This window comes from Veillonella orientalis (genome assembly GCF_018406505.1).
In the GTDB taxonomy this organism is placed as follows: Bacteria; Bacillota; Negativicutes; order Veillonellales; family Veillonellaceae; genus Veillonella; species Veillonella nakazawae.
The window spans coordinates 355650-380879 of sequence record NZ_AP022322.1 but is presented as its reverse complement, the minus strand read 5'-3'; the positions used below and the strand labels follow the sequence as shown (position 1 = coordinate 380879).

The 25230-nt window shown below is 38.7% G+C and carries 22 protein-coding genes and 1 pseudogene; 3 read left to right on the top strand and 20 right to left on the bottom strand.

Going from position 1 to position 25230, the window contains the following annotated elements:
* Positions 1-81: 81 nt before the first annotated feature.
* The 13 genes and pseudogenes from VEIS1202513_RS01655 to VEIS1202513_RS01595 form a co-directional block, all read right to left on the bottom strand.
* Positions 82-675 (bottom strand): Mug protein, encoded by a 594-nt coding sequence (locus tag VEIS1202513_RS01655; RefSeq protein WP_024065713.1) that lies wholly within the window; start codon positions 673-675, stop codon positions 82-84.
* Positions 676-822: 147 nt separating this feature from the next.
* Positions 823-1761, bottom strand: a complete 939-nt coding sequence (locus tag VEIS1202513_RS01650) for a hypothetical protein (RefSeq protein ID WP_156719971.1) — start codon at positions 1759-1761, stop codon at positions 823-825.
* A gap of 54 nt (positions 1762-1815) precedes the next feature.
* A complete protein-coding gene (locus tag VEIS1202513_RS01645) occupies positions 1816-2547 on the bottom strand; it encodes a COG3415 family protein (protein ID WP_213467666.1) in 732 nt (243 codons plus the stop codon).
* Between the two features lie 244 nt (positions 2548-2791).
* Positions 2792-3532, bottom strand: coding sequence for a hypothetical protein (locus VEIS1202513_RS01640; protein WP_213467665.1), 741 nt, complete (start codon positions 3530-3532; stop codon positions 2792-2794).
* 8 nt (positions 3533-3540) lie between these two features.
* Complete coding sequence (floA, locus tag VEIS1202513_RS01635) at positions 3541-4497, bottom strand: flotillin-like protein FloA (RefSeq protein ID WP_119208619.1); 957 nt, start codon at positions 4495-4497, stop codon at positions 3541-3543.
* A gap of 36 nt (positions 4498-4533) precedes the next feature.
* Positions 4534-4998 (bottom strand): NfeD family protein, encoded by a 465-nt coding sequence (locus VEIS1202513_RS01630; protein ID WP_119208617.1) that lies wholly within the window; start codon positions 4996-4998, stop codon positions 4534-4536.
* Positions 4999-5182: 184 nt separating this feature from the next.
* Positions 5183-7357 (bottom strand): annotated as a pseudogene (locus VEIS1202513_RS01625) (heavy metal translocating P-type ATPase).
* 19 nt (positions 7358-7376) lie between these two features.
* Positions 7377-7826, bottom strand: coding sequence for a CopY/TcrY family copper transport repressor (locus tag VEIS1202513_RS01620; protein WP_213467664.1), 450 nt, complete (start codon positions 7824-7826; stop codon positions 7377-7379).
* 301 nt (positions 7827-8127) lie between these two features.
* Entirely contained in the window at positions 8128-9411 is a 1284-nt protein-coding gene (gene uraA, locus VEIS1202513_RS01615) for a uracil permease (RefSeq protein ID WP_060923823.1), read from the bottom strand.
* 110 nt (positions 9412-9521) lie between these two features.
* A complete protein-coding gene (locus VEIS1202513_RS01610) occupies positions 9522-10865 on the bottom strand; it encodes an FtsW/RodA/SpoVE family cell cycle protein (RefSeq protein WP_213467663.1) in 1344 nt (447 codons plus the stop codon).
* A gap of 1 nt (position 10866) precedes the next feature.
* A complete protein-coding gene (trmB, locus tag VEIS1202513_RS01605) occupies positions 10867-11526 on the bottom strand; it encodes a tRNA (guanosine(46)-N7)-methyltransferase TrmB (RefSeq protein ID WP_105085248.1) in 660 nt (219 codons plus the stop codon).
* Positions 11527-11697: 171 nt separating this feature from the next.
* Positions 11698-12381 (bottom strand): carboxymuconolactone decarboxylase family protein, encoded by a 684-nt coding sequence (locus VEIS1202513_RS01600; protein WP_213467662.1) that lies wholly within the window; start codon positions 12379-12381, stop codon positions 11698-11700.
* 278 nt (positions 12382-12659) lie between these two features.
* Entirely contained in the window at positions 12660-14432 is a 1773-nt protein-coding gene (locus VEIS1202513_RS01595; protein WP_244856280.1) for a 1-deoxy-D-xylulose-5-phosphate synthase, read from the bottom strand.
* Between the two features lie 152 nt (positions 14433-14584).
* Here VEIS1202513_RS01595 and VEIS1202513_RS01590 point away from each other — a divergent pair, with 152 nt between their 5' ends.
* Positions 14585-15082: a MerR family transcriptional regulator gene (locus VEIS1202513_RS01590; RefSeq protein ID WP_213467661.1), complete on the top strand. Its 498-nt coding sequence runs from the start codon at positions 14585-14587 to the stop codon at positions 15080-15082.
* Positions 15083-15170: 88 nt separating this feature from the next.
* Here the strand turns inward: VEIS1202513_RS01590 and rpsR are convergent, their stop codons facing one another.
* From rpsR to VEIS1202513_RS01560, 6 genes are all read right to left on the bottom strand, one after another.
* The gene (gene rpsR, locus VEIS1202513_RS01585) at positions 15171-15401 is read right to left on the bottom strand and encodes a 30S ribosomal protein S18 (RefSeq protein ID WP_004693795.1); all 231 of its coding nucleotides are present in this window, start codon (positions 15399-15401) and stop codon (positions 15171-15173) included.
* 39 nt (positions 15402-15440) lie between these two features.
* Positions 15441-15839 (bottom strand): single-stranded DNA-binding protein, encoded by a 399-nt coding sequence (locus VEIS1202513_RS01580; RefSeq protein ID WP_004693797.1) that lies wholly within the window; start codon positions 15837-15839, stop codon positions 15441-15443.
* Between the two features lie 19 nt (positions 15840-15858).
* Positions 15859-16143, bottom strand: coding sequence for a 30S ribosomal protein S6 (gene rpsF / locus VEIS1202513_RS01575; protein WP_004693799.1), 285 nt, complete (start codon positions 16141-16143; stop codon positions 15859-15861).
* A 158-nt stretch (positions 16144-16301) separates the two neighbouring features.
* Positions 16302-17486: a multidrug effflux MFS transporter gene (locus VEIS1202513_RS01570; RefSeq protein ID WP_213467660.1), complete on the bottom strand. Its 1185-nt coding sequence runs from the start codon at positions 17484-17486 to the stop codon at positions 16302-16304.
* 287 nt (positions 17487-17773) lie between these two features.
* A complete protein-coding gene (locus VEIS1202513_RS01565; protein WP_213467659.1) occupies positions 17774-18949 on the bottom strand; it encodes an MBL fold metallo-hydrolase in 1176 nt (391 codons plus the stop codon).
* 5 nt (positions 18950-18954) lie between these two features.
* Positions 18955-19920, bottom strand: a complete 966-nt coding sequence (locus VEIS1202513_RS01560; protein WP_213467658.1) for a hypothetical protein — start codon at positions 19918-19920, stop codon at positions 18955-18957.
* 174 nt (positions 19921-20094) lie between these two features.
* Here VEIS1202513_RS01560 and VEIS1202513_RS01555 point away from each other — a divergent pair, with 174 nt between their 5' ends.
* Positions 20095-21324: an LL-diaminopimelate aminotransferase gene (locus tag VEIS1202513_RS01555; protein WP_213467657.1), complete on the top strand. Its 1230-nt coding sequence runs from the start codon at positions 20095-20097 to the stop codon at positions 21322-21324.
* 164 nt (positions 21325-21488) lie between these two features.
* Here VEIS1202513_RS01555 and VEIS1202513_RS01550 read toward each other — a convergent pair whose 3' ends face one another.
* Complete coding sequence (locus VEIS1202513_RS01550) at positions 21489-23711, bottom strand: autotransporter outer membrane beta-barrel domain-containing protein (RefSeq protein ID WP_213467656.1); 2223 nt, start codon at positions 23709-23711, stop codon at positions 21489-21491.
* A gap of 281 nt (positions 23712-23992) precedes the next feature.
* On the opposite strand from VEIS1202513_RS01550, the gene VEIS1202513_RS01545 reads away from it, so the two are divergent.
* Positions 23993-24967, top strand: coding sequence for a diaminopimelate dehydrogenase (locus VEIS1202513_RS01545; RefSeq protein WP_213467655.1), 975 nt, complete (start codon positions 23993-23995; stop codon positions 24965-24967).
* Positions 24968-25230: the final 263 nt, after the last annotated feature.

Sequence of the window (25230 nt, the reverse complement as noted above, 5' to 3'; positions counted from 1 at the left end):
CTGTTTATATGGCATCATTAAAAATACAATATAACAACAAAGGTGTTATTTATACATATTAAATTAGTTTATTTATCAAGATTATTTCGTTTGTAATCCACAAGCCTTAAAGAAATTTTTATAGGCTTCAGCCTTTTTGGCAAGGCTTAATGGATATGCACGAGATGTAGATGGCAATCGTGTTAACGTCAATTCACGACCGTTAAACACAAAAGGAATTGTCTCCCCTGTTTTAGGTAGTTTAACCTTTTCTGGCAAAAGGCTTAACAAAATTTCTGTGGCCTTACCACCAGTTGTACCAATATGTTTACAGTGTGGAATTCGGTCCAATACCTCTGCAAGCGGTACAGGTTCAACGACCTTAAGAAATGCATCCGATGCATTGCCCTTTTCGCGTATAGCTTTCAAAACAGTAGGACAAGAAGCAATCCCCGCTTCAGATAAGAACGCTTTGATCTTATCCGCATCAAAGGCTTTTTCCTCACCTTTTCTAAAGTGTTCCTTATCGTCAAAGAATACTAAGCCATACACGCGCCACATATCATTTTGAAAGTTAGGATAATGAAATTCCATAGAACGCTTTTCGGAAGTTGGTGGGAATGTCCCCATCATCATGACCGTCGTATTCTTTGGTAAGAATGGCGGAAATGGTCTCGTTTCAATTGTTTCTGCCACAGAGCATCAACTCCTTTCACAATCTAGTATGGACTCAACTTTCAACACAATATATGAACTATGTCACATATTCAAATTCAATTATCTACCATGTGAGACATTAACAATATTAACAAAAAGATATGGCAACGACTATAGGAGCAACCATTATTGAACGATAGGTTGAGATACCAATGTATTGATATAATCAAAACCTACTGGTGTTGGAGATACGAGGTACAAGCACACAACAGCAGCTATAGCAAAGCCAATAGCCAAGTAGGAGAAGCTGCCATGACGTGGAAACTCGTACAAACCAAATAGACGAATACCGATAGCCGCACCAATAGCAGTAATCAAGGATGGTATGGAGAAAATATTATACAACCCAAACACCACCATGAGACCTGCATAACCACCTACTACAGTAATCATTGGTAGCATACGATCCATTGGATTTGGAATAGAACGAGTTAGCGCCGCTGGGTAGTAAGATGCTTCTACGCCAAACATCCCCAGGAATAGATTAAAGTCAGCCCAAATTGTTTCCCACGCACCTCTAAAAGCATCTCGATGGTTACCTACATACCATGCAAAGCCTGTAATAACTAAGATTGCTAAACCAGCACAGATGAAGTAGTATTCGCTAGGAATTTTTGGACCTGCATAAGCACCTACAGCCGTTACAACAGCACTTAAAACTGATGTAACGATAACGCGGTGTAAACGAGGACGTTTATTTTCAGGAATCCGTTTATACACGGTAGCCAATAGTTCTAATACAAAGCAAGCCATAAAGACTGCAATGCCCGCAGCTGGTGCGAAGTAGGCTGTAATAATAGTCAAAATAAAGGGAATGCACAAGCGCCATTTAGGGAATAATACAAGATCTTTATAATCTAAACGAACGTCTTGTGTCTCCATTGTAAAGTTGTTATACACTACAAAGAGCAACATGAAAGCGATGACATCAATGGCATTAGCACCCCAAATCAATAGAGTTGGTACTATAATCATTGACAAGGCCACCCCAGATACACGGGATAAACCAGCGGCAACTATGCCAAGTAAGAAAAACGGTATTAAAGCAGAGATAATTTCGAACATAATATTCCTCCCATCATTGTATAAATTTAAGTATATAGTATCTACTACACTACATCAAGGAGAGATATATTTTTTCATAGCTAGTCGCTTTCTCACCGCAGAAGCAGAGCATCCCATCATCTGTGCTATTTTAGCAACACCATACCCTTTTGCTCGTAGGTTTTTTATGTTATTTTCATCTAACTGTAAAGTATTGGTACGAATTTCTATGCCTTGTTCCCGTAGATAAATAGCCACCGTAGATCCTCGTATACCATAGGCTAAACCTATGTCATCTGTACTCATATGATGATGAATATATAAGTAAGCCATCTCCTCTACCTTTTGAGATGTTTGTGCCCTAGGCGTTGTACACATTCCCATATGGCGCAATATATGATGTACCTTCCATCGGGATATGCCGTACATGCGAGCAATAGAATCCGAAGTATTTCCACTTTTATAAGCCCTACAAATACGTACTGGATCGATAGATACATTCTTCGTAGATCGCTGACAAGCCAGTCCATATTCCTTCATACGGCTTGCCATTGTCGTAATAGACACATCATAACGCTTTGCTAACGAGTGCAGAGACCACTTACCAGTTTCGTATAGAGCTTGTACATGAACCATATTGATATCCTTTTTTAAAGGTCTTCGCTCAATGTCATACTGCTTCATGCGTCGCATAATAGTGTCTACACTACACTGAAAATACTCTGCTACCTCTCTAACACTCCACTGTTTTTCTACATATAGTTGTTCCAATATCTGTCTAGGTATAACGCGCACATTACGATACATAATATCACCTTTCCTTATAGACGAACTCCCTTCTCTATTATTGTGAAAGCTCCATCAAGAAAAAACAATACAAAAAAGGTTCCTAATAGTCACATAGGTGACCAATAGGAACCTCTTTCCATATGTAATTATATGCACCACATACGATAGATATAATTTTAGTTGCTATCACAATATCCGGCATAAACCATTCATATTCTATGGCCTAACAACCTTCTAGTAGAGCTTATTGTTAGCATTCTAATTAGCGATATCTCCGCTCTAGAGCTTTTGGCTTGCCTAAAATGATAGACCACTTCATCCCCTCTTTCAAGGCATGATTAGCTTTTCGTTTACCTGTTGAGGTTACAGCTGGGGCAGTCGTAACGTCTATATTCTCAAGAAGAACACGACCCTCTTTAGATGCTTTATCGCGTTTAAACTCAGCTAATCGCTCATTTAAAGAAGGACCTGTAACAGATTCTCGAGTCGAACGAGTCGTATTAGTACTAAAGCTAGTTGATTTAATTGAGGTTTTCTTGGATGAACCATGAGTACCTTGTTGCGTTGTAGACGCTTCATCGTAATGATTCTCGGAAGCTAAAACTGTTTGAGTTTTATCATTACTTGGATGCACTTCAACATGTTTTTCAGATGTCTCCGTATCATCATATTGAAACAGTCTTCCGCCCTTTTTTCGTAAAGGGGCCTCAGGATGCTGATTCTCAATCGGTCTATTTTTAAAAATATCTCGATAAAAATCATCATCATACAATAAATCCTCAGTTGAAGGTTCTACAGGCTTTTTCTCTATGGAGATACCATATTCACGCTCCATATCCTCCCAAGTCTGGCCAGAACTCGAACTTTCATAGTTATCATAGTCATCAGACTCTTCTGTATTCTTACTTTTTATAATCGAAAAAGCAATATACGCGATGATAGCTAGAACAAATATAGGATTATTCGAAAAGATGGATAGCACGGAAGACAAAATAGAGTCCATAGCTACTCCTATTCACTATCTGCTAAATTTTCACGCATTTTAGTGTCTGCAATAATATTGTTCATATTGTAGTAATCCATAACTCCAAGATTACCGTTTCTGAAAGCTTCTGCCAATGCTTTAGGAACTTCAGCTTGTGCTTCCACAACCTTAGCTTGCATGTCTTGTGTTTTCGCACGCATTTCTTGTTCTGTAGCAACAGCCATGGCACGGCGTTCTTCCGCACGAGCTTGAGCGATTTTCTTGTCCGCTTCCGCTTGATCTGTTTGCAATTGAGCACCGATGTTACGTCCTACGTCTACGTCAGCAATATCGATGGACAAGATTTCGAATGCAGTACCCGCATCAAGACCTTTACCCAATACAGTACGAGAGATGTGATCTGGATTTTCCAATACATCTGTGTGCTCTTCAGAGGAACCTACAGTTGTTACAATACCTTCACCAACACGGGCGATGATTGTCGCTTCACCAGCACCACCAACGAGGCGGTCAATATTAGCACGTACAGTTACACGAGCACGAACCTTGAGCTCGATACCATTTTTTGCCACTGCAGAGATGATTGGTGTTTCAATCACTTTAGGATTAACGGACATTTGAACCGCTTCCAATACATCGCGACCTGCAAGGTCGATAGCTGCAGAACGTTCAAATGTCAAAGGAATAGATGCGCGCTCAGCGGCGATCAACGCATCTACGACGCGGTCAACGTCACCACCTGCAAGGTAATGCGCTTCTAGCTGATTTACGTTTACATCAAGGCCCGCTTTATTAGCTTTAATCAAAGGCATTACGATTTGGGATGGATTTACACGACGCAAGCGCATACCTACAAGTGTAAAGATCCCAACATTAACACCTGCTGCAAGAGCAGATACCCAAAGGCCTAATGGCACAACATACAAGAACACCATAATCCCAATCAGTAGAATGGGAATCAAAAGTAAAATACCTACATCCATAATAACCTCCATTATATACGACGATGTGGTGAAAGCTTAATCGCGCTTTCTAACAATATTGCGGCCGCCTACAACACGCAGTACCACAATCGGTGAACCGGCATCGATGAAGTCCCCTTCGGTTACAACATCTACCAAATTACCATCAATTTTAGCAATACCTGCAGGGCGCAGTGTAGTATGAGCTACCCCCTCTTTACCAGCTAAGTCCTCTAATACATCATTAGATACATAGCCAGCCTTGGTCGTAGACCGTTGCCCTAAGGTAAATAATTTGCCTATCCAAGTCTTTTCAAAGTGATTAAAGAACACGATGATAAGGACAATTAGCAAGGCCGTCAATCCTAGTACGGCATACAGCGCTACCGTTCCTTCTCCAAGAGCTATAAAAACGCCCCAAAGGAATGCACAATAACCGATGAGCCCTAAAATACCGCCCGGTACAACGAGTTCTACCGCCATCAGGGCGATCCCTATAGCCATCCAAATTAAAAACTCCATAGGCCCTCCTCTCTATAATTAATTTTATACAACTTATATACTCATTATACAATATTAAAAATAATTTATAAAGATTCTATAGTACCAACTTTCATGGTATTAAAAGAGCTAGTACTTACATCTCTTTTTCTCCTGTAAAACTATTGTATCTTGATACTTTAAGGAGTTTCAATCATTCAATCTGTTAACCGTTATTTTTGGGATCTAACCTTAATAACATAGCATTAATGGCGACAATGACTGTTGACACAGACATTAGGGCTGCTCCTAATGCAGGGCTTAATGTGATACCAATAGGAGCCAAAATTCCTGCAGCTAGAGGGATAGCTATAAAGTTATAACCGGCTCCCCAAAAGAGATTTTGTTTCATTTTACGAGTTGTTTTGTGTGCTAATTCAATAAATGATTCAATATCTCCTGGATCAGATTGAGTCAAGATGACATCAGCTGAATCCAACGCCACTTGAGTTCCTGCACCGATCGCTATTCCAACATCTGCCAAGGCAAGAGAAGGAGCATCATTGATACCGTCACCTACCATGATAACTTTTTTTCCTTCTTCTTTAAGTGTTTTTACTAACTCATATTTGTCTTGTGGAGATTGATTTGATCTATATTCAATCTCTAAATATTCTGCCACGCCTTGAGCTGCTTTTTCATTATCACCTGTTGCCATAATTGGTTGAATATTGTTCTTTTTAAGAACTTTAATTAACTCTTTGCTCGTTGGTTTTAATTCATCCCCTAAAGCTACAGCACCAATAGCATCATCGTTTTCTACTAAGACACTGAGAGTTGCTCCTTTTGGAATATCCATATCCAGATTACGTCCGTAGGCTTTTTGACTGATTAATTGGTAACGGTGTCCGCCTGCTTTACCCTCTACTCCAGCACCGGAAATCACATCAATAGAATCAAAAGATGCTGGACGTATATCTTGCTGCTCGGCGAAACTTATAATTGATTGAGCAATTGGGTGACTAGATCCTCCTTCAATACCTGCCAATAAGGCAATGATTTCCTCTTTCTTATATTTGTTACTAAAAAGTTCAACGTCTAATACTTTAAACTCACCAGTTGTTAAAGTACCTGTTTTATCTAAAATTATCACATCTGCATCTTGAGCTATTTCTAAGGCTTGGCGGTCTTTCACCAGTAACCCACGACTGGCTCCTAAGCTTGTGCTACGGGCGGTGACCAATGGAATAGCCAGACCTAATGCATGTGGACAAGCTATAACTAAGGTCGCAATAGTAAAGGTAACTGCCGTTGGGATATCTCCAATAATCATCCACACTACAAAAGCTATTAGTGCGACAATGACCGCAATATAGAAGAGCCATCCTGCAACCTTTTGAGCAATATTTTCTGCTCTGGAAGGCTGACTTTGAGCTTGGCTGATTAAATTCTGAACTTGAGAGATGAAGGATTGATCACCTGTCTCAAGCACTTTAATATAAAGAACCCCTTCTCCATTTGTTGAGCCCCCGATTACTTCATCGCCAGGACCTTTTTTAACTGCTTTTGATTCGCCAGTCAAAAGAGCTTCATTTACACGTGATTCGCCACGCTCGATAGTTCCGTCTGCTGGCACATTTTCTCCGGCTTGAACACGAATTAAATCACCTACCTGTAAGTCTGCAACTGGACGTGTTTCAATTGAATCGTCTTCTAATACAACGTGAGCATCTTTCGGCACTAACTTAGCCAATGCTGCTTGTGCATCTCCTGCTTCTCCAATAGCTTTCATCTCAATCCAGTGACCTAATAACATGATTAATAGTAATGAAGCAAATTCAAAGAAAAAGTCCATCACGTGTTCACCCGTTACGTAGGTGATGATCACAGCATAAATACTGTATAAATATGAAGCACTTAAACCTAAAGAAACTAGAGTCATCATTCCAGGTTCTTTTTGTTTAAATTCGTCAACTGCGCCTTGATAGAATGGACGTCCACCATAAATAATTAATATAGTAGATAAAATAGCTACTACAATATCAGAATATGGAAAAGTCAACTGGAATGGTAGTTCAAATCCATACATAGGGGATAAGAGCATAATAACGATTCCTAGTGGCAATGACTTTAAGAAAAGTTCCTAAAAGCTTCCGTGATGATGGTGGTCATGCCCTCCGTGCCCACTGTGGTCATGCCCACTGTGCCCGCTGTGATCATGCTCATTGTGCCCGCTGTGATCATGCCCACTGTGCCCGCTGTGATCATGCCCAGCATGATGGTCGTGATGTTGATCCTTATGGTCTCCATGTTCATCTGTGATTCCATGCTGGTGTTTTAACTTATCTATGTCGTCATAATCATGGTGATTATGGGATGAATATCTGTTGTCATTATTCATTTTAAATTCCTCCTTATGCTTAATGATGATGTAAATGACATTCGCATTGTCCTTCTGGACAATTGCAATCCACTTCTTCTACTGCGAAAGATTTTTTCATCTCTAATATTTTTTCTAGTCGATCTATATCATCAAAGCTTAAAACATGCTTTTCAATGATGCTTCCTATTACATTTCCGACTTTCTTATTGCAAATACGGTTAAAAATATCTTCTACATAATCCCTTACAGCTTCTTTCTCTTCAATATTGGCAGTGTAAATAAAATTTCTACCTTCTTGCTCTGTATTTAGTACGCCTTTTCCAACTAATCGACCTAAGATCGTTTTGATAGTGGATTGTGTCCAGCCCATTTTTTCTTGCAATACGGAAATGACTTTTTTACTAGTTACTCGATCATTTGCCCAAACTACACGCATGACTTCCCATTCAGCATCTGTGATATAAGTATTAAGTTCTCTTGTGCTCATTTTCCTTTCCTCCTCTTCGTTTACAAGTGTAAACAAATGTGTTTAATGTAAGTTTACTATTGTAAACGAATTATGTCAAGTCTTTTTAATAAATGTAAGCAACGCTTATAGCTTTTTATCTCTCCACTTCTATCCCATAATAATTTTCATAGTTAAAGATAATTACTAATAATAAGTAAACTAAAAACGACTACTTTCACAGATATACATCTGATCTAGTAGTCGTTTATTATAAGGAGTAAAAAACAAATTGGGCTTATAAACGCAACGATTTATATGGTAGCCTCACTAGCAACTTGAATTATACTTCTGTTTTTTTCAATTGGTCATTACCAACACCTGTTTTTTGAAGGATTAATAAGATAATACTCATTGCCATGCCTACTACAGTAGCAAGACCCATGCCTTTCAATACAACAGGACCTACAGCAAGTTCTGCACCGCTAAGACCTACAACGAGGATAACAGATGTAAGAATCATGTTAACAGGGTTTGTGTAGTCTACTTTACGTTCTACTAACATGCGCAAACCAGATGCTGCAATGATACCGAATAAGAGAATGGATACACCACCCATAACAGGAACTGGAATAGCATGAATAAGAGCGGCTACTTTACCTACAAAGGAGATAATCATCGCAAGAACTGCAGCACCACCAATTACCCATACGCTAAAGCAACGAGTAATAGCGAGGACACCGATATTTTCACCGTATGTCGTATTTGGTGTAGCACCAAAGAAACCAGAAAGGATGTTCGCAAGGCCATCACCTAGCAAGGAACGTTGTAAACCTGGTTCTTTCATCAAGTCTTTTGATACAATGTTGCTCGTTACAACTAAGTGACCTACGTGCTCAGCAAATACTACAAAGAGTGCTGGCATAATCATAATAATGGCATTGATATCAAATACAGGCATGCCATAGAACTGTGGTAAAGAGAACCAAGGAGCAGCCTCTACAGCAGAGAAATCAACAACGCCCATGAAGGCAGACAAGATATAGCCGGAAACAACGCCAATCAAAACAGGGATTACAGCTAAGAAGCCACGGAATACAACAGTACCAAGCAAGGTTACAACTAAGGAAAACATAGAGATAAAAATAGCTTGGCTGTGGCTCATACCTAAATCTTGATTACCAATAAGGCCAGACATACTCATCGCTACTGGCGCTAATTCCAAACCGATAATAGCTACGATAGCCCCCATCGCTGCTGGAGGGAATAACTTATCGATCCAACGAGTACCAATATAACGAACGAGAATAGATAAAATTACAAAGGATAAACCAAATACAACGAAGGCTCCCTTTGCGGCCTCATAACCGAGACCTGCAGATAATACGCCTGCTACAGGAGCAATGAAAGCAAAGCTAGATCCGAGATATGCAGGGATTTTACCTTTACAAACAAATAGATACAGTAATGTACCGATACCATTCATAAATAAAGCTGTTGCCGGATCTACTTTTAACAAATATGGTACCAATACAGTAGAACCAAACATAGCAAATAAATGTTGGAAACTAAGTGGCAACATTCGACCCCAGGACGGGCGTTCTTGGATATCAATATAATCCTTCATTTTTTCTCCTCACAAACAATACAAGTACGTTGTATTTATATAGCACCTCTTAAGAGATGCTATATAAATACACACTAAATATATTTACCTTATACTACATAAGTTAAATATCAACGTTCAGACCTAGGTCGTCTACGAGTAGGCTTTTTAGTCTCTCTCGGTCTGAATGGACCAGGCATTTCCGTTTTTTGAGGACTCTTAGGAGCAGCCGGTTTGAATCGGCTTTGCGTTTCCTCACGTAAAGATGGCAAAGCCTCAGCAGTACCAACTTGTTTTACACCTTCTACATTTCGACGACCAACGCTAGCTAATAAGCCTATAGCCATAAAGTTCATCAACAATGAAGAACCACCATAACTAATAAATGGCAAAGGTACACCAGTTACAGGCATAATACCGCAAACCATGGCGATGTTAAATAATGCTTGTCCACTGATGAGCAAGGTTATCCCCATCGCTAACCATTTGCCAAATTCATCACGAGATCGATTAGAAATACGGAAACCAAAGTATGTAAAAGCCGCCACCAAAAGAACTACAAAGACTGCACCAATAAAGCCCATTTCTTGAGCCCACACGGCGAATGCAAAGTCTGTATGTGCTTCTGGCAAGTAAAAGTACTTAGATGTACCTTGCATAAAGCCTTCCCCAAGAATACCGCCAGAACCTACGGCCAAAAGGCCTTGCACCGTTTGATAGCCCATATCTTGAGCATGAGGCCAAGGGTCGAACCAAGACTGAATCCGTTCCCAACGATACGGTGACATACGAGCCGCAATAAAGCCTATCACACCAGCTACAGCAAAAGCACCACCAAAGAATCGACCATCAAAACCTGCTAAATAAATTAATATGAAGGAGAACCCAAAGATTAGCACAGTTGTCCCCATATCTGGTTGCAAGATCGTTAACACTGCAAAGATTATAGGCCAAACTAACATTGGCAACATATAACCTACGCGCTCACTCACATAACCTTGTAAGTTTGTGAGTGGATTATTATATCTTGATTTACCCCATTTTCTCATGGTACTCAATTTAGCGGATGTCCATATTATGGCAGCTAACTTGGCAAATTCCGACGGCTGTATCGATACAGGACCGATAACAATCCACCGACGCGCACCATTAATAACCGAGCCTGCAACGAGGACTAACACCATGCCTATTAGGGTTGCAATCATTATGCGTTGCAACATATGTGGCTTTTGTAGTTGTCTATAATCATACCGATATAAAACAACACCTATTGCCATTGAAAGAAATAGGAAACCTATATGTTTTGAAAAGTACCCTAGAAGTCCTGTATTTTCGTAAATAGAGCTAATATAGGTGGCACTAAAGATATTCACACTACCTATAATCGTGATGAGTAATATAGGTAAGAGCATACCTTGTAAATCATTTTTAAAGAGTGAGCCCCACCGACTATCCCCCTTATTCGGTGTTTCCATGTTAAGCCTCCTTTTGTACTTTTGGCTTAATTGCTTCTAAGCGGAAAATAGGTTGCCCTTTAGCACTAAACTTTTCTTCATACTCAGTTTTTACATTTGGAAGGTCTGTACTATGTAAATCATAGGTTACATTTTTAAGTTCCCATCCGCATTCTTTAAACTCTTCAAGAGAGAACATAAACAAACCTTCGTTATCAGTTTTAAAGTGAACCTCACCACCATCTTTTAAAAGACGAGCATAACGGTCGAGGAATGTATGATATGTGAGGCGACGCTTAGCATGTTTTGCCTTAGGCCATGGATCACAGAAGTTGATATAGAAGCGATCTACTTCACCTGGCGCAACAATCTCTTCAATACCAGCGATATCAAAGAGAGATACCTTAGCATTATCTCGTTCTGCTTCAAAGATTTTTTGTGCTGCGTAATAAATTACCCCAATTTGCACTTCAAATCCTACGAAGTTAGCATCTGGATACGCTTCGGCCATACCCGCAATAAAGCGGCCCTTACCTGTACCAAGCTCCATATATAATGGTCGTTCAGGATGTGCAAATAACTCACGCCATTTACCCTTGTACTGCTCTTGACCAGATAAAATAATATGAGAGTCATATTCGTGGATAGCTTCATCAATCCACGGTTTTCTACGAAGGCGCATACTTTCTCCTTACATCTATATTAATTATTAATTATATCTATTATTACAGGTCATATACCTATCTTATTAATTATAGAAAAGGGGGCGTTAAACGTCAATTATATTTCCCTTTTCTACATATGATTTAGAACATAAAAAGACCTACCTCCGAAGAAGTAGGTCTAGATGATATTAGAAAATCAAAGTTTCAAGATTTTCAATTTGATATTTGCTGAGGCCAAGCTCAGATAAACTCTTTTCAGATGCAGCGAATAGATTATTTTTACCTACGCGCGTACCTAAAGCTGCGGCAGCGACCAATTCACGGTCTAATTTACCTAGGCGAGAACGATTGCGATTTTGCGGTTTCGGCTTCTTCATACGGAATGTATTATATTGAACCGCTTCCTTAGCGTCCTCAGGCTTCTGCTTTGTTAAAGCAGCCCCATTAGTGCCATTCCCCAATAAAGCACTAAGTCCTGTTTGCTTTGGAACCATTTTTTCGTAATCAGCACCAAACTCAGGGCGCTCTTCACGCAATTGATCGAATGTAGCTAAAGCTGCATTCATTTGCTTCAAACCAGCAGCAGAGTAAAGTTGACGAATCGCAATACTCACCTCTTGCGGTGTCAACGTACCTCGCTCAATAGCAGAGGCGATTGTACTTTTCAACGCACCTTGATCACCGGATGCTGTATAGCGACCGATATCAACCAAGTCCTTTTGACGTGCATTGAGTTCTTTAGGCGTATATATGTTTATCTCAGATATAGACGGCGCCTGCTTAGAAGGCTGTTCTCCCGCCCCATTAGCCTCAGACATATAGCCACCGGCGACGATGGCCACGGCTAATGTTAAGGTTAATACTTTTTTCAACGTCTTAGAATCTCCCTTTTCATTAATACTTACTTATATAATACTGTGTTATTTTTGTACATTAACAACAAACTTGTTCTACTGTAATACATACTGTAGATAATATTATATAATACTTCATCTAATTTTTATAGTCCTATTCGAAAAAAATCTATAATCTTTTAACATTTTTTATATTTTTATAAAATATAACATTAAAATAATGCAGTAGAAATCGGAAATTCACTAGATTCCTACTGCATTTATAGAGAGAATTATTTATTTAATATTTTATCAAACTAAACGGATAAAATTTGTTTGGCATCAGCCACAATCTGTTCTAAAGAAACTCCATTGTCTCTTAACAGTTCAGTTGCATCATAACGATCGTGGAACTCTTTAGCAATACCATAGTTCTTAACACGCACATCAGATGTACCGTAGAAGCTAGCTACACGTTGTCCCCAACCGCCTTCAACTACACCATCTTCCAAAGTAAATACTACAGAATGATTTGCTTTCAACTCTTCCAATAATACTTCATCAAGACCAGAAGCAAATTTAGGATTTACTACAGTTGCATTGATACCGTCTTTAGCCAATGCATCAGCCACTTGATTTGCCAAATGGTAGAAATTACCAAGGCCTAACAAGGCAATGCGTTCACCACGACGAGTCACTTCAGATTTATTTAAAATGCTGTAATCAGTCGTATCAGCTACACCAGTAGATGTAAATTCACCTACAGGAACACGAATTGCCACAGGATGCTCGTGTTGATGAACTGCATATTCGGTCATAGCCAACAACTCTTCATTATTAGTAGGTGCTAAGTATACTAAGTTAGGAATGTTTGTAAGCATAGGAATATCAAAGAAACCTAAATGAGTGACATCGTTCATGCCATATACAGACGCCATATGATTGATAATAACCGCACTATTATTATTAACACAAAGATCCTGCACTAACTGGTCATACGTGCGTTGTAAAAACGTACTGTATACGTTAAATACTGGTTTCCCTCCATTTTTCGCAATACCGGAACTCATCGCGACAGCATGTTCTTCCGCAATACCTACATCGATATATTGTTTACCAGCCTCGTCACGCCATTTAGCATTAAACCCAAATCCCCCTGGTGTACCTGCAGCAATTGCCACAACAGTAGGATCAGCCTTAATTTGTTCCATCAAATAATCGGCGATAACCCCCACATAAGATGGTCCGTTATCAACGTGTTTAGGTTTACCTGTTACAAGATCAAACGGCATAGTCCAATGGAAAGCTTCTTTATTTTGTTCTGCAATGGCATAGCCCTTACCTTTTTGAGTAACGATATGTAAAACGATTGGATGGTCAATATCTTTTACATCCTTAAACACATCAATCAGTATCTCTAAATCATTACCATCTGCTACAAAACGATAATCTAGACCAAGAGCCTTAAAGATATTGTTAGAACTTTCACCATTAGACTCGCGCAATTCGCGAAGGCCACGATACAAACCACCATGGTTTTCTGCAATAGATTGGTCATTATCGTTGACGATAATAATCATATTGCTATCTAATGTGGCCGCATAATCAAGACCTTCAAAGGCTTCCCCACCAGATAAAGAACCATCACCAATGATAGCGATAATATTTTCAGAGTCCCCTTTTAATTTACGAGCAGTAGCTAAACCAGATGCTAAGGAGATCGATGTAGAGGTATGCCCAATGTTAAAGAAATCATGCTCACTTTCAGTAGGATCTGTATAGCCTGTTACATCATTATAATGATCATGATCTAAAAATGCTAATGCACGACCTGTGACCATCTTATGTACATAAGACTGATGAGATACGTCATATACAATTTTATCTACAGGAGAATCGAATACATAATGCAAGGCCATAATCATTTCAGCTGCTCCCATAGGAGGCCCAACATGACCGCCATGTTCAGATACCTTTGTCATGAGGGCTTGACGAGCTTGTGCTGTTAAATCTGTTAATTCAGCAAGGGATAAGCCTTTTAAATCGACTGGAGATTTTATATCAATTAAATTCATATCTTTACCTTTCATTAGATATCATAAGATGTAAACAATACTAAAATTTGTATTGTATTACTAACCGTGCTATACTGTATGTCCAGCATGTAACAAGTATAAAACTTAACGTTAGGTTTAAGTCAAGCGAAAACCTAAAATTTAATATAAACCCAAAAGGAGGTCCTATGACATATACTGTTGGCGAAATCGCAAAAAAACTAAATGTTGCACCTTCTACATTACGTTATTATGATAAAGAAGGCTTATTGCCCTTCGTAGAACGTTCTGCTGGTGGTATCCGTGTATTCCATAACGAAGACATGGATTGGTTAGAATTGATTGAATGCATGAAGCATACAGGTATGCCTATTAAAGAAATCAAACATTTTATCGACTACTGCGTCGAAGGCGATAGTCGCATTAATGAAAGATTATCTATTATTAGAAATCAACGAGATCGCGTATTAGTAGAAATCGAACACCTACAAGCACGCTTGTCCATGCTAGAATTTAAAACATGGTTTTACGAACAAGCTCAGGCAAATGGAACTACTAGCTTTTATGAAAACTTAACACCTGATGACGTTCCTGTAAAGTATCATAAATACTTTGAACGCAAATGGCGCGCCGATAAAGAAGCCACCGAAAATGGTGAACCACCTAAAAAATATAGAGCTATATAAACCAAAAGGAGCTATCCCATAAGATAGCTCCTTTTTATATAGCAAAAAGGCGGTACAACCAAATGGTTATACCGCCTTGATTCATCAATTATTCAGCAGTGAATGGCAATAAAGCGATTGCACGTGCACGTTTGATAGATGTAGTCAATTTGCGTTGATGTTTTGCGCAAGTACCGGAAATACGACGAGGTAAGATTTTGCCGCGTTCAGTCGTGAAACGACGAAGTTTAGCAACATCTTTATAGTCGATTTGATCGATATGGTCTGCACAGAAAACGCATACTTTTCTTCTTGGCTTTCTGCCTCTATCTCTTCTCATTGCGAATCCTCCTTTTCGAATTAGTAGGAGTCCCTGACACTAGAACGGGATGTTTTCATCATCTCCGCCTGTACTGAAACTATCAAAATTGGACCCACCTTCGAAAGAATTAGTATTCATATCAAGGGATTGGCCCACAAAGTTCGCTACCACTTCAGTAACGTACCGTTTTTGACCGTCCTGAGTCTCGTAAGAACGAGTTTGCAAACGACCTTCTACAAAGCAACGACTGCCTTTACGAAGATTGCCTGCCGCTTCACCAAGTTTACCCCATGCAACACAGTTGATGAAAGCAGTTTGTTCTTTCGTCTCATTTGTTGTGGAATCAATATAGGTGTTAGTTGCAGCTACTGTGAAAGTTGCTACCGCACGACCAGTTTTGGTATAGCGTACTTCAGGATCACGAGCTAAATTACCTAGAATTTGTACAGAGTTCATGTTTTCCTCCAGGCTTTAATTATGCTTCGTGTTTTACAATTAGATGTCTTAGGACTTCATCGTTGATTTTCAATACACGATCGATTTCTTTGATTTCAGCCGGAGCTGCTTCAAAGTTGATCAATACATAGAAACCGTCAGTGAATTTCTTCACAGCGTAAGCAAGACGACGCTTGCCCCAACGATCTACCTTTTCTACTGTGCCGCCTACACGAGCAATTAAAGCTTCTACTTTTTCAATAACAGCGTTAGTTGCTTCCTCTTCAGCTGGTTTCACAATAAACATGACTTCGTATTTGTTCATACAAAATCACCTCCTCTTTCGGACTAATGCCCCTATCGACACATAGGGGTAGGAAGTGCTTACCATCAATAAGCCTTACTATTATAACCTAAAAAAAGAATGAAAGCAAGGACTCAAATTTAAGTCCTTGCTTTTTTAAGTCCTTGCTTTCATCAATATTATATACGATTATATTTTTCATCATCAGGAAAAGCTATAACGGCACAAATAATAACAAATAAAGCTATTACCCCCATCATAGGGTCTGCCGTATCATTTGGTAAGAAGGTAAGTATCAACGATGATACAATGCCACTACCATATTGCATGGCACCTAGTAAAGCTGCTCCAGAGCCAGCCATTCTGCCGGCTCTATCTAATGCTAAGGCATTTGTTACAGCCGCAATAATACCATTCATGGAGAAGAATAAAAAACAACCAATAACGATTAACCACAATGAATGGTAGCCTACAATCATTAAGCCCATTACAACAGATACACAAATGGCAGCAAATAATGTGGCATATCGCAACAACCTATCGAGTCGTATAGCGCTTACAATACGTCGATTAATAGCACTTAATAACATTACGCCAATAATATTGACAGAAAAGAGATAGCCAAAGTATTCCTTTGGTACTCCATAAACATCAATATATACATAAGGAGATCCTGTTAAGAACGCATAGATGGCAATATAAAAAGAGCTAACACATAGCGTATATTTCATAAAACCTTTGTTACGTAATAAAATCCAATAATTATTATAGGTATGACCTATAGACTTTTTACTACGCTTCTCTAACGGATGTGTTTCTGGAAGTACTAATACGGCAACGAGCATCAGAATACCGATGGCGACCAATAGCCAGAATATAGCATGCCATGTATACCATACAAGTAAATGCCCTGCCAACATCGGCCCTGCTATAGGCGCTATAGCCATAACAATAGCTAAGGTAGATAGCATTTTAGCAGCTTCAGTCCGCCCATACAAGTCGCGAATCATAGCTCGTGATAACATAGGACCTACGCAAGCACCAAAGGCCTGGAACACACGCCAAGCCAGTAATTCCATCATCGATGAACTCAAGGCACAGCCCACAGAACCAATGATAAATAAAACTACCCCCATAATCAGCGGCTTCTTGCGTCCAATTTTATCGCTAACGGCGCCCCAAAAAAGTTGGGCTAGCGCAAAACCTATTAAGAAACCAGTCAACGTTAGCTCCGCATCACCATTAAGATCTCGCCCCATCTCAGGCATGGCAGGTAAATAAATATCCGTCGACAACGACGTAAACGCCATCAATGCACTTAATATAGAAGTAAAAAGCCATCCTTTATTGCTAATCGTCAGCATAAAGACACCACTTTCATGTAAAATCGCACTATAATATGTATTTATTTAAATTATATCAAAAACAATGGTAATGCTATATAGTTTTGATATTTTTTCAATAAAAAAGCGCAGTAAAATACTACGCCAAAAGTAGAGAAAAGACAAAAGCCTAACGCAACAGAGTATACAAAATACTCGCACGCTAGGCAATCCTCTTAAAACTGTTTATAAGATGAGCCTAACGCTACCACACGTTGATGGCTCTCTTTTAATTCATTATAGAACATAACTGGATTTTCTAAAAGGAATTATAAAATAAATGGCTCATTATCATTAACAGTATACACATTTCTATGAGGTACTAATTCCTCTAATCTATCAGGATTATCAGTATGAACCGGAATAATTACATCAGGATTCACTAAGTCTATAAACTTGAGTAAATCAGTCTTCGAAACATGACCACTTGCATGGGATATATAAAATGGATATGTATCTAGTAAATTCTTCAATGCTGGATTCTCCTCAATATATCCTGTCCACATAGAATAAATGATACGTACATCATCCTTAGGAAACTCTTTAATGTGAGAAATAAAATATTCAGTTCCTCTTATTAAGGATACAAATCCGTTATCCATATAATATTTAGGATACGGTCCTTTACTAAGAACTAATGGGCTATCATGTCTACGATACAAAGAACTTTCATAATATACATTATTTATAACAGTATCTAATATTCTTTTCTGATACGTATCACAAATTAGTACTTTATCAGTGGGCATATTCTGCCAAACCCCCATAATACGATCAATATTCGTAGATGAACACATAACAAATACATATTTCCCATCTTGAATATATGAAGAAATATCATCTAATACGTCTACTTCAGATATATGATCATCAGCATCTCTAGATAATGAGGTTCCTTCTGTAATCAATACATCAACCTTACCTATATAGGTCTTGACTAACTTTTCTAATACATGATGGCGTAATCCATGCAGTCTAAAATCACCTGTATATAAAACACGTTTACCTTCTGCTTCAATGACAAACATATAACTATCAGCAGCACTATGGTCGATAACAAGAGGTCTAATATGTATATTTCCAATAGTAAAGGCTTCGCCTCCACGAAATGTATTAGCCCCTAATAAGCGCAAATAAAAGTCTTTATCTTGATGTTCAGCAGCTATCATAGCTACTTCTTTACTTAACTCTCCCATATATAATGGGATTTCTGGAAGTACAGAGGTTAGTTGTCCTAAGTGGTCCATATGATAATGAGAAATCACAATACCATCACAGTCTGCTATCCCTTTTGTAACGCCGTCTATATCCAGATTTATAGGTGTATACTTTTCATCTAAACTTAATTCATTACCAAAATCTAGCACAATGCGAGTAGATGCTGTACTAATTTCTATGGCACTACCACCAATTTGATGAGTACCGCGATGTACAGTAATATTCATAGTAACTAATCCTTTATGATTTCTAAGCATTCTGTGCAATATTCATAGTATTCAACAGAATCATTATCATCCTTATCTCTCAAACGATTAGCAGTTTGCGTGCCACTACGTTTCAGCATAAGAAAGCGTATTTGTTTTAACATTTCTTCTTGCTTTAGAATAGCCTTACACAATTTATATAATTGGGTATTTTCATTTAATAATCCCAAGCTCTTAATTTCTTTATATTGCTGTGTTTTAATTGTTTTATCCGGATATCTAGTTTTACCATCATCAAGCGATACCATTAGATTTCTTTCATAGCCGTTTTCATTCTCTGAAAATGCACCTTCATCAAATAATATTACTAATTCTGCCTGAGTGTCATTCAAAGTAGCTTGGTGATTTTCATCATTCAGTTTTTGTTTTACTTGATCTAACGCCAAAAGTTTATAGTATGTATAGGATTCTAAGATACAACGTAATAATGTTTCATCACTCACAGATGGTCTGTATTTTAGTTCAACTATAGAAATTAAATTATCCTTTTCATTGTATGATAATAAATCTATTTTTCCATAAGAATCAGACTTCTCACTTTTTAATGGTGTTTGATAATCAAGAATCTTTCCTAACTCACCTACATCACCTTGTCTGTATAATAATTTAGCTAATATTTCTTCTTTACGATTTGTTGAAATAATACATTCACATTCCTTACTATGATCAGGTACAAAATGATTTGTTCTAACAGGTACTAAAGAATTCCATGCCGTTAATAAATCATTTTCTAAAATGGACTTTGCAATTTGTTCCGTGTATAAATTTCTCTTTTCTTTCTTTTCACCCGTAACATATCCATGATAATTCAAAATGGATGTTTTATAAAAGTTTCCCACTTCTTTTTGTTGATTAGTTAATTTTGAAAACTTGTCTTCTCGATTTATATCACTAAATACTACACCAAAAGTCTCTTTAATACTCATTTCCACAACATACCTCCGACAACAACAAATAATGTACTTTTCTTATATATCATTATATACAATTAAATGGACCAAAAATACCCCATAGTATCTTCTTTTAAATTCTATAGAAATCTCTTGCACCATTTTCTTATATACTTTACTATATATAGAGAAATCTGATTATAAAAAGGAGTCATCATGGCTAATATTAATGAAAACTATTTAAACCTACAAGGTTCTTATTTATTTGCAAATATCGCTAAAAAGGTTGCAGATTACCAAGCAGCGCATCCAGATGCAGATATCATTCGTCTTGGTATCGGCGATGTTACATTACCACTTGTTCCAGCAATTATCGACGCTATGAGCAAAGCCGTTCAAGAAATGGGCAAAGCTGAAACATTCCGCGGTTACGGTCCTGAACAAGGTTATGACTTCTTACGTCAAGCTATTGTTGATGGCGACTACAAACCATTAGGTGTAGACATTGCGATTGACGAAGTATTCGTTTCCGATGGTGCAAAATCTGATGTTGGTAACATCCAAGAATTATTCAGCGAAGATAACATCATCGCTATTACTGATCCAGTGTACCCAGTATACCTAGATTCCAACGTTATGGGCGGTCGTACTGGTGAAGCAGTAGATGGTATCTTCCAAAAGGTTGTATACCTTCCTACTTACGCGGAAAACAATTTCTCTCCAGAATTTCCTTCTGAACGTGTAGATATCGTATATCTTTGCTCCCCTAACAATCCAACAGGTACTGTTTTGAGCCGTGCTCGTTTAGCAGAATGGATCAAATGGTGTAAAGATAATGATGCGATTTTGATGTTCGACTCCGCTTACGAAGCTTTCATCAGTACAGAAGACACTGTAAAATCCATCTATGAAATCGCAGGCGCTCGCGAAGTAGCTATCGAATTCCGTTCCTTCTCCAAAACTGCTGGTTTCACAGGCACACGTTGTGCTTATGCTGTAGTGCCTAAAGAAGTAACTGGCAAAACTAAATCCGGTGAACGCCAACCACTAAACCCTATGTGGAACCGTCGCCAATGCACTAAATTCAACGGTGTTCCTTACATCATTCAACGCGGTGCTGAAGCAGTATACACCAAAGAAGGCCGTGAACAAACTCGTGCTAATATTGCATACTACAAAGAAAATGCTCGCATTATCAAAGAAGGTCTTGAATCCATTGGCCTTACTGTATATGGTGGCGTAGATGCTCCATACATTTGGTTAAAGACACCTGGTAACATGACTAGTTGGGAATTATTCGACATCTTGCTCGATCAAGTTCAAATCGTATCTACACCAGGCTCTGGCTTTGGCCCTCACGGTGAAGGTTATCTTCGTTTAACAGCTTTCGGTAGCCGTGAAAATACAATTCGCGCCGTTGAAAGAATTAAAACGTTACAATTCTAATACTTATAAAACTAAAAGACCGATTACAATCCTATAATAGGAAGGTAATCGGTCTTTTCTATGCCTTAATATATATGATTATTTAGTTTTTATAATTTAATAGTAGAGATATTAATAGCAGTCCCAATTACTAGAACCTTGTTATGAGTACTATCATCTATCTATTAAAAGTTATGGCGAATGCCTGCATCAATACGATAGGAGTTATCTACAGTAGCACCAAAGTTTTTAGTGAAAGTACCATAAACATATGTATTAGGACGTACGCTCCAAGAACCACCGAGTTCAAGGTCAAGCCATGTATCTTTTAGGTTCACTTCGCTACCTGTAATTGGCTCACCGGCCATGCTGTACGTAGCATTCATTTTACCTGAGAACTCATGAGCTAACGCAGCTTTAAGGAATACATTACTGTTTTTACTTTCCTTGCCAATCCCTACGCCAATGCGACCAATAACAGAATTTACTGCATCAGAATCAATATGTACTGTGCTGCCTGTATTGGTACGTGCCTCGAAGCTTTCACCAGACAAACGGCTGAACGTCAATTCCGCATTAGGATCGATATAGAAGCCATTATTCTTTTTAATACGTTTACCGTATTCAACACTTAAGGACGCCCCTGTATTACGGTAATCACCACTCAATGTAGTGCCTAAGGTATTGTGTACAGTGAAATCATTTTTCAAACGGTTCACTTTGCCAATTACGTCTACATAACGGCCATCCTTAAATTGTTTAGCACCGTATACAGCTAAGCCAGCCGTCTTACCAGAGCCAGAACCGAGAGCGTAATCGTTATTGCTTGTACCGTATAGTAAAGCTCCACCAACAGTCCAGTCACCACGCAATGTATCATAACCGACTTGCGCCATGTTGTACGTTTGATTTACATAGGCATCATCTGTAATTTTAGACTTACCACCAATGTATTTACCCCATACGCCATGTTTATCAGAGTTAAGACGCACATCACCGAGGCGGCGTTGTAAATCATTTGTATCTGCTTTCATTTGCATCATAGAGGCAGCCAGTGCACTCTTAGCGCCAGATACAAGTTCACTTTCACGAGTTGTTATCACAGCTTGATCCGTAACGCTAGCTTTTCCATCGATAGCGAAGCTTTCTGTACCTAGATTAGTAGAGTATGTAGGACTAATAAGGCCACCATCAACCTGTACATTTACACCTAAATTACGTTCCCCTTTATTAAAGTTAGTGTATGTTAACTTATTTGCTAATTGGTGTAATGTACCTCTAGGATTATTAATATTTGCATAACCTTTAAGGGCCTCTGCAGAACTGTGCATAGTTACAGATGAGCCTTTTTCAGCATGATTGATAACTACTTGGCCTTTACCTTGTGCAGATGCAGGAGCACCCTTTTCGTAATCGATAGCTGTATGACCAGCATAGTTATTAATTGTAATAGGACGAGCGTCTACAGCTTGGATAATACCTTTGCTAGCTGCATCTTTACCACCTATGAAATGTTCTACACGGCTACCAGTATATAAATAGTTTGCATTATCTGGGCGACCTTGCGTAGGATATACGCGCTCAGCACCTAACCATTCATTGCGCCAAGTAGCACCATTTTGTAAATATAATCGCAAACCACCATGGTACGGATTATTATTGCTTTCATCAAATTCGTTAAGCACACCACCTACTAATTTAGAATTGGGTGTCGTTAAACCTAATGAAATTTCAGAACCATGGTTATGAGGATTTTTCTCTATACCATAATTTTTATCTAAAAACCCTACATTACCATACATTTTCACATCATTAGTGCCTGGTTCTATGCCATCCATACCAGTATTTACATAGACAAATCCTTCTTCAGATAAAGCAGAATACGTATCAGATGTATCAAGTGGATTTGTTTTTATATCGGCCCCACCCAGCACACGGATATAACCGTCTTTATTAGCTTGCAAACCAACACCGACTACATCGATATTTGCATTGCCCTTTACAGTTACACGCGTATCATCATTGTCACCATCACTGGTTAAACCGCCATAACCAGCATAGATACCACTCATGTAATAATGTGCCAAATCAGGTCTGCGTTTCTCTCCGCTTTCCGCCGGCGCTGGATTCGTAATTTTCACGGTTACATTCTTGTCGATAGCTACTTGTGTACCATCAAGTGCATAAATCCCAGTCACATTGTTATGGTATTTTGTACCATTTACACCGAGCCCAGATACATTAACAATCAAATCATCTGTATAATGCCTTTGCTCTCCCCACAAATTAAGACCAATGGACTTACCATCTGTATGACTTTCCACCGTTGTAGCTGAAGCCATAGTAAAAGCACTTGCACCTGTTACAATCAATGCAGCAATAACAGCAGCGTTTACCTTTCTTATCATCTCTTACCTCCTATAACACTCAAACTATAAATAAAGCTAGTTCAATTGTATCTATATCGGGGGTATACGTGTCAATTTTTACTCATATGATTTTTAGTTTGACCTTTATTACAAAACGCAATGTATCGATATAGTTGTACCAAAATCGATGTCCCCTCTATGTATTAAGTGCTTCTCCAGTCCATGGCAATTAATTCTATAGAAAAATATCAAATACCTTAGTTTTGTGCTATAATAGTTATGTTAATTATTAAATTTATCGATTTATATAGGAGGCTAATATGAGCAAAATTCGTATTGGTATCGTTGGCTACGGCAACTTAGGTCGTGGCGTTGAAGCATCCGTAAAATTACAACCTGATATGGAGCTTGTTGGTGTATTCTCTCGCCGTAAAGGTTTAGAAACAGTGTCTGGTGTTCCTACATATACTATGGAAGATCTACCAAACTTCAAAGGTAAAATCGATGTTATGGTTCTTTGCGGTGGTTCTGCAACAGACCTTATCGAACAAACTCCAATGGTAACAAAATACTTCAACTGTATCGATTCCTTCGATACACATGCACGTATCCCTGAGCATTTCGCAAACGTAGACAAAGTAGCTAAAGAAGCTAAAACTGCTACATTGATTTCTTGCGGTTGGGACCCAGGCATGTTCTCTTTACAACGTGTATATGCTGAAAGCATCTTGCCTCAAGGCAAATCTTACACATTCTGGGGCCGTGGTGTTTCCCAAGGTCACTCCGATGCTATCCGCCGTATCGATGGCGTTCTTGATGCTCGTCAATACACTGTTCCTAAAGAACAATACCTTGAAGCAATCCGTAATGGTGAAACTCCAGACGTTGATGGCTATAAAGGTCACCTTCGTGAGTGCTATGTAGTATCTGCACCTAATGCTGACAAAGCTAAAATTGAAAATGAAATCAAAACTATGGAAAACTACTTCGTAGGTTATGAAACTGTAGTAAACTTCATTTCTCAAGAAGAACTTGATCGCGACCATAAAGGTATTCCACATGGTGGCTTCGTTCTTCGCTCTGGTGAAAGCACTGACGGCACACGTCATGTTGTTGAGTATTCCTTAAAACTTGACTCCAACCCTGAATTCACTGGCTCTGCACTTGTTGCTTATGCACGTGGTATCTACCGCCTTGCTAAACACGGCGGCACAGGTTGCTACACAGTATTCGACATTCCACCAGCTTGGATTTCTACTCATTCTGCTGAAGAATTACGAGCTCACTCTCTATAAGACACAAAATAAAATCCCACACTAGTGTGTGGGATTTTATCTACTTCTATGGTATACTACTTAGAAGAAGTGAGGCGTAGATGTTTTCCGGCGTCAGCTCTCACATCTCTTACTAATTTGAAAATGTGACCTGACACATCTAGAGGCCTCGACATCAATATATAATTTGTCGATTTCTATGTAAAGGGATTTAGTGACACTACTAGTCACCTATGTGACTAATGGTGTCACTTTTTTAGTACAAATTTATAGCATCTATATGA

Coding starts and splice junctions, on each gene's coding strand:
- VEIS1202513_RS01565 (WP_213467659.1), bottom strand. CDS start 18,949: ATGAATATTACTGTACATCGCGGTACTCATCAAATTGGTGGTAGTGCC.
- VEIS1202513_RS01570 (WP_213467660.1), bottom strand. CDS start 17,486: ATGCTGACGATTAGCAATAAAGGATGGCTTTTTACTTCTATATTAAGT.
- VEIS1202513_RS01555 (WP_213467657.1), top strand. CDS start 20,095: ATGGCTAATATTAATGAAAACTATTTAAACCTACAAGGTTCTTATTTA.
- VEIS1202513_RS01580 (WP_004693797.1), bottom strand. CDS start 15,839: ATGAACTCTGTACAAATTCTAGGTAATTTAGCTCGTGATCCTGAAGTA.
- rpsR (WP_004693795.1), bottom strand. CDS start 15,401: ATGAGAAGAGATAGAGGCAGAAAGCCAAGAAGAAAAGTATGCGTTTTC.
- VEIS1202513_RS01550 (WP_213467656.1), bottom strand. CDS start 23,711: ATGATAAGAAAGGTAAACGCTGCTGTTATTGCTGCATTGATTGTAACA.
- floA (WP_119208619.1), bottom strand. CDS start 4,497: ATGGATGTAGGTATTTTACTTTTGATTCCCATTCTACTGATTGGGATT.
- VEIS1202513_RS01650 (WP_156719971.1), bottom strand. CDS start 1,761: ATGTTCGAAATTATCTCTGCTTTAATACCGTTTTTCTTACTTGGCATA.
- VEIS1202513_RS01640 (WP_213467665.1), bottom strand. CDS start 3,532: ATGGACTCTATTTTGTCTTCCGTGCTATCCATCTTTTCGAATAATCCT.
- uraA (WP_060923823.1), bottom strand. CDS start 9,411: ATGAAGGATTATATTGATATCCAAGAACGCCCGTCCTGGGGTCGAATG.
- trmB (WP_105085248.1), bottom strand. CDS start 11,526: ATGCGCCTTCGTAGAAAACCGTGGATTGATGAAGCTATCCACGAATAT.
- VEIS1202513_RS01545 (WP_213467655.1), top strand. CDS start 23,993: ATGAGCAAAATTCGTATTGGTATCGTTGGCTACGGCAACTTAGGTCGT.
- VEIS1202513_RS01595 (WP_244856280.1), bottom strand. CDS start 14,432: ATGAAAGGTAAAGATATGAATTTAATTGATATAAAATCTCCAGTCGAT.
- VEIS1202513_RS01630 (WP_119208617.1), bottom strand. CDS start 4,998: ATGGAGTTTTTAATTTGGATGGCTATAGGGATCGCCCTGATGGCGGTA.
- VEIS1202513_RS01620 (WP_213467664.1), bottom strand. CDS start 7,826: ATGAGCACAAGAGAACTTAATACTTATATCACAGATGCTGAATGGGAA.
- VEIS1202513_RS01645 (WP_213467666.1), bottom strand. CDS start 2,547: ATGTATCGTAATGTGCGCGTTATACCTAGACAGATATTGGAACAACTA.
- VEIS1202513_RS01610 (WP_213467663.1), bottom strand. CDS start 10,865: ATGGAAACACCGAATAAGGGGGATAGTCGGTGGGGCTCACTCTTTAAA.
- rpsF (WP_004693799.1), bottom strand. CDS start 16,143: ATGAACAAATACGAAGTCATGTTTATTGTGAAACCAGCTGAAGAGGAA.
- VEIS1202513_RS01590 (WP_213467661.1), top strand. CDS start 14,585: ATGACATATACTGTTGGCGAAATCGCAAAAAAACTAAATGTTGCACCT.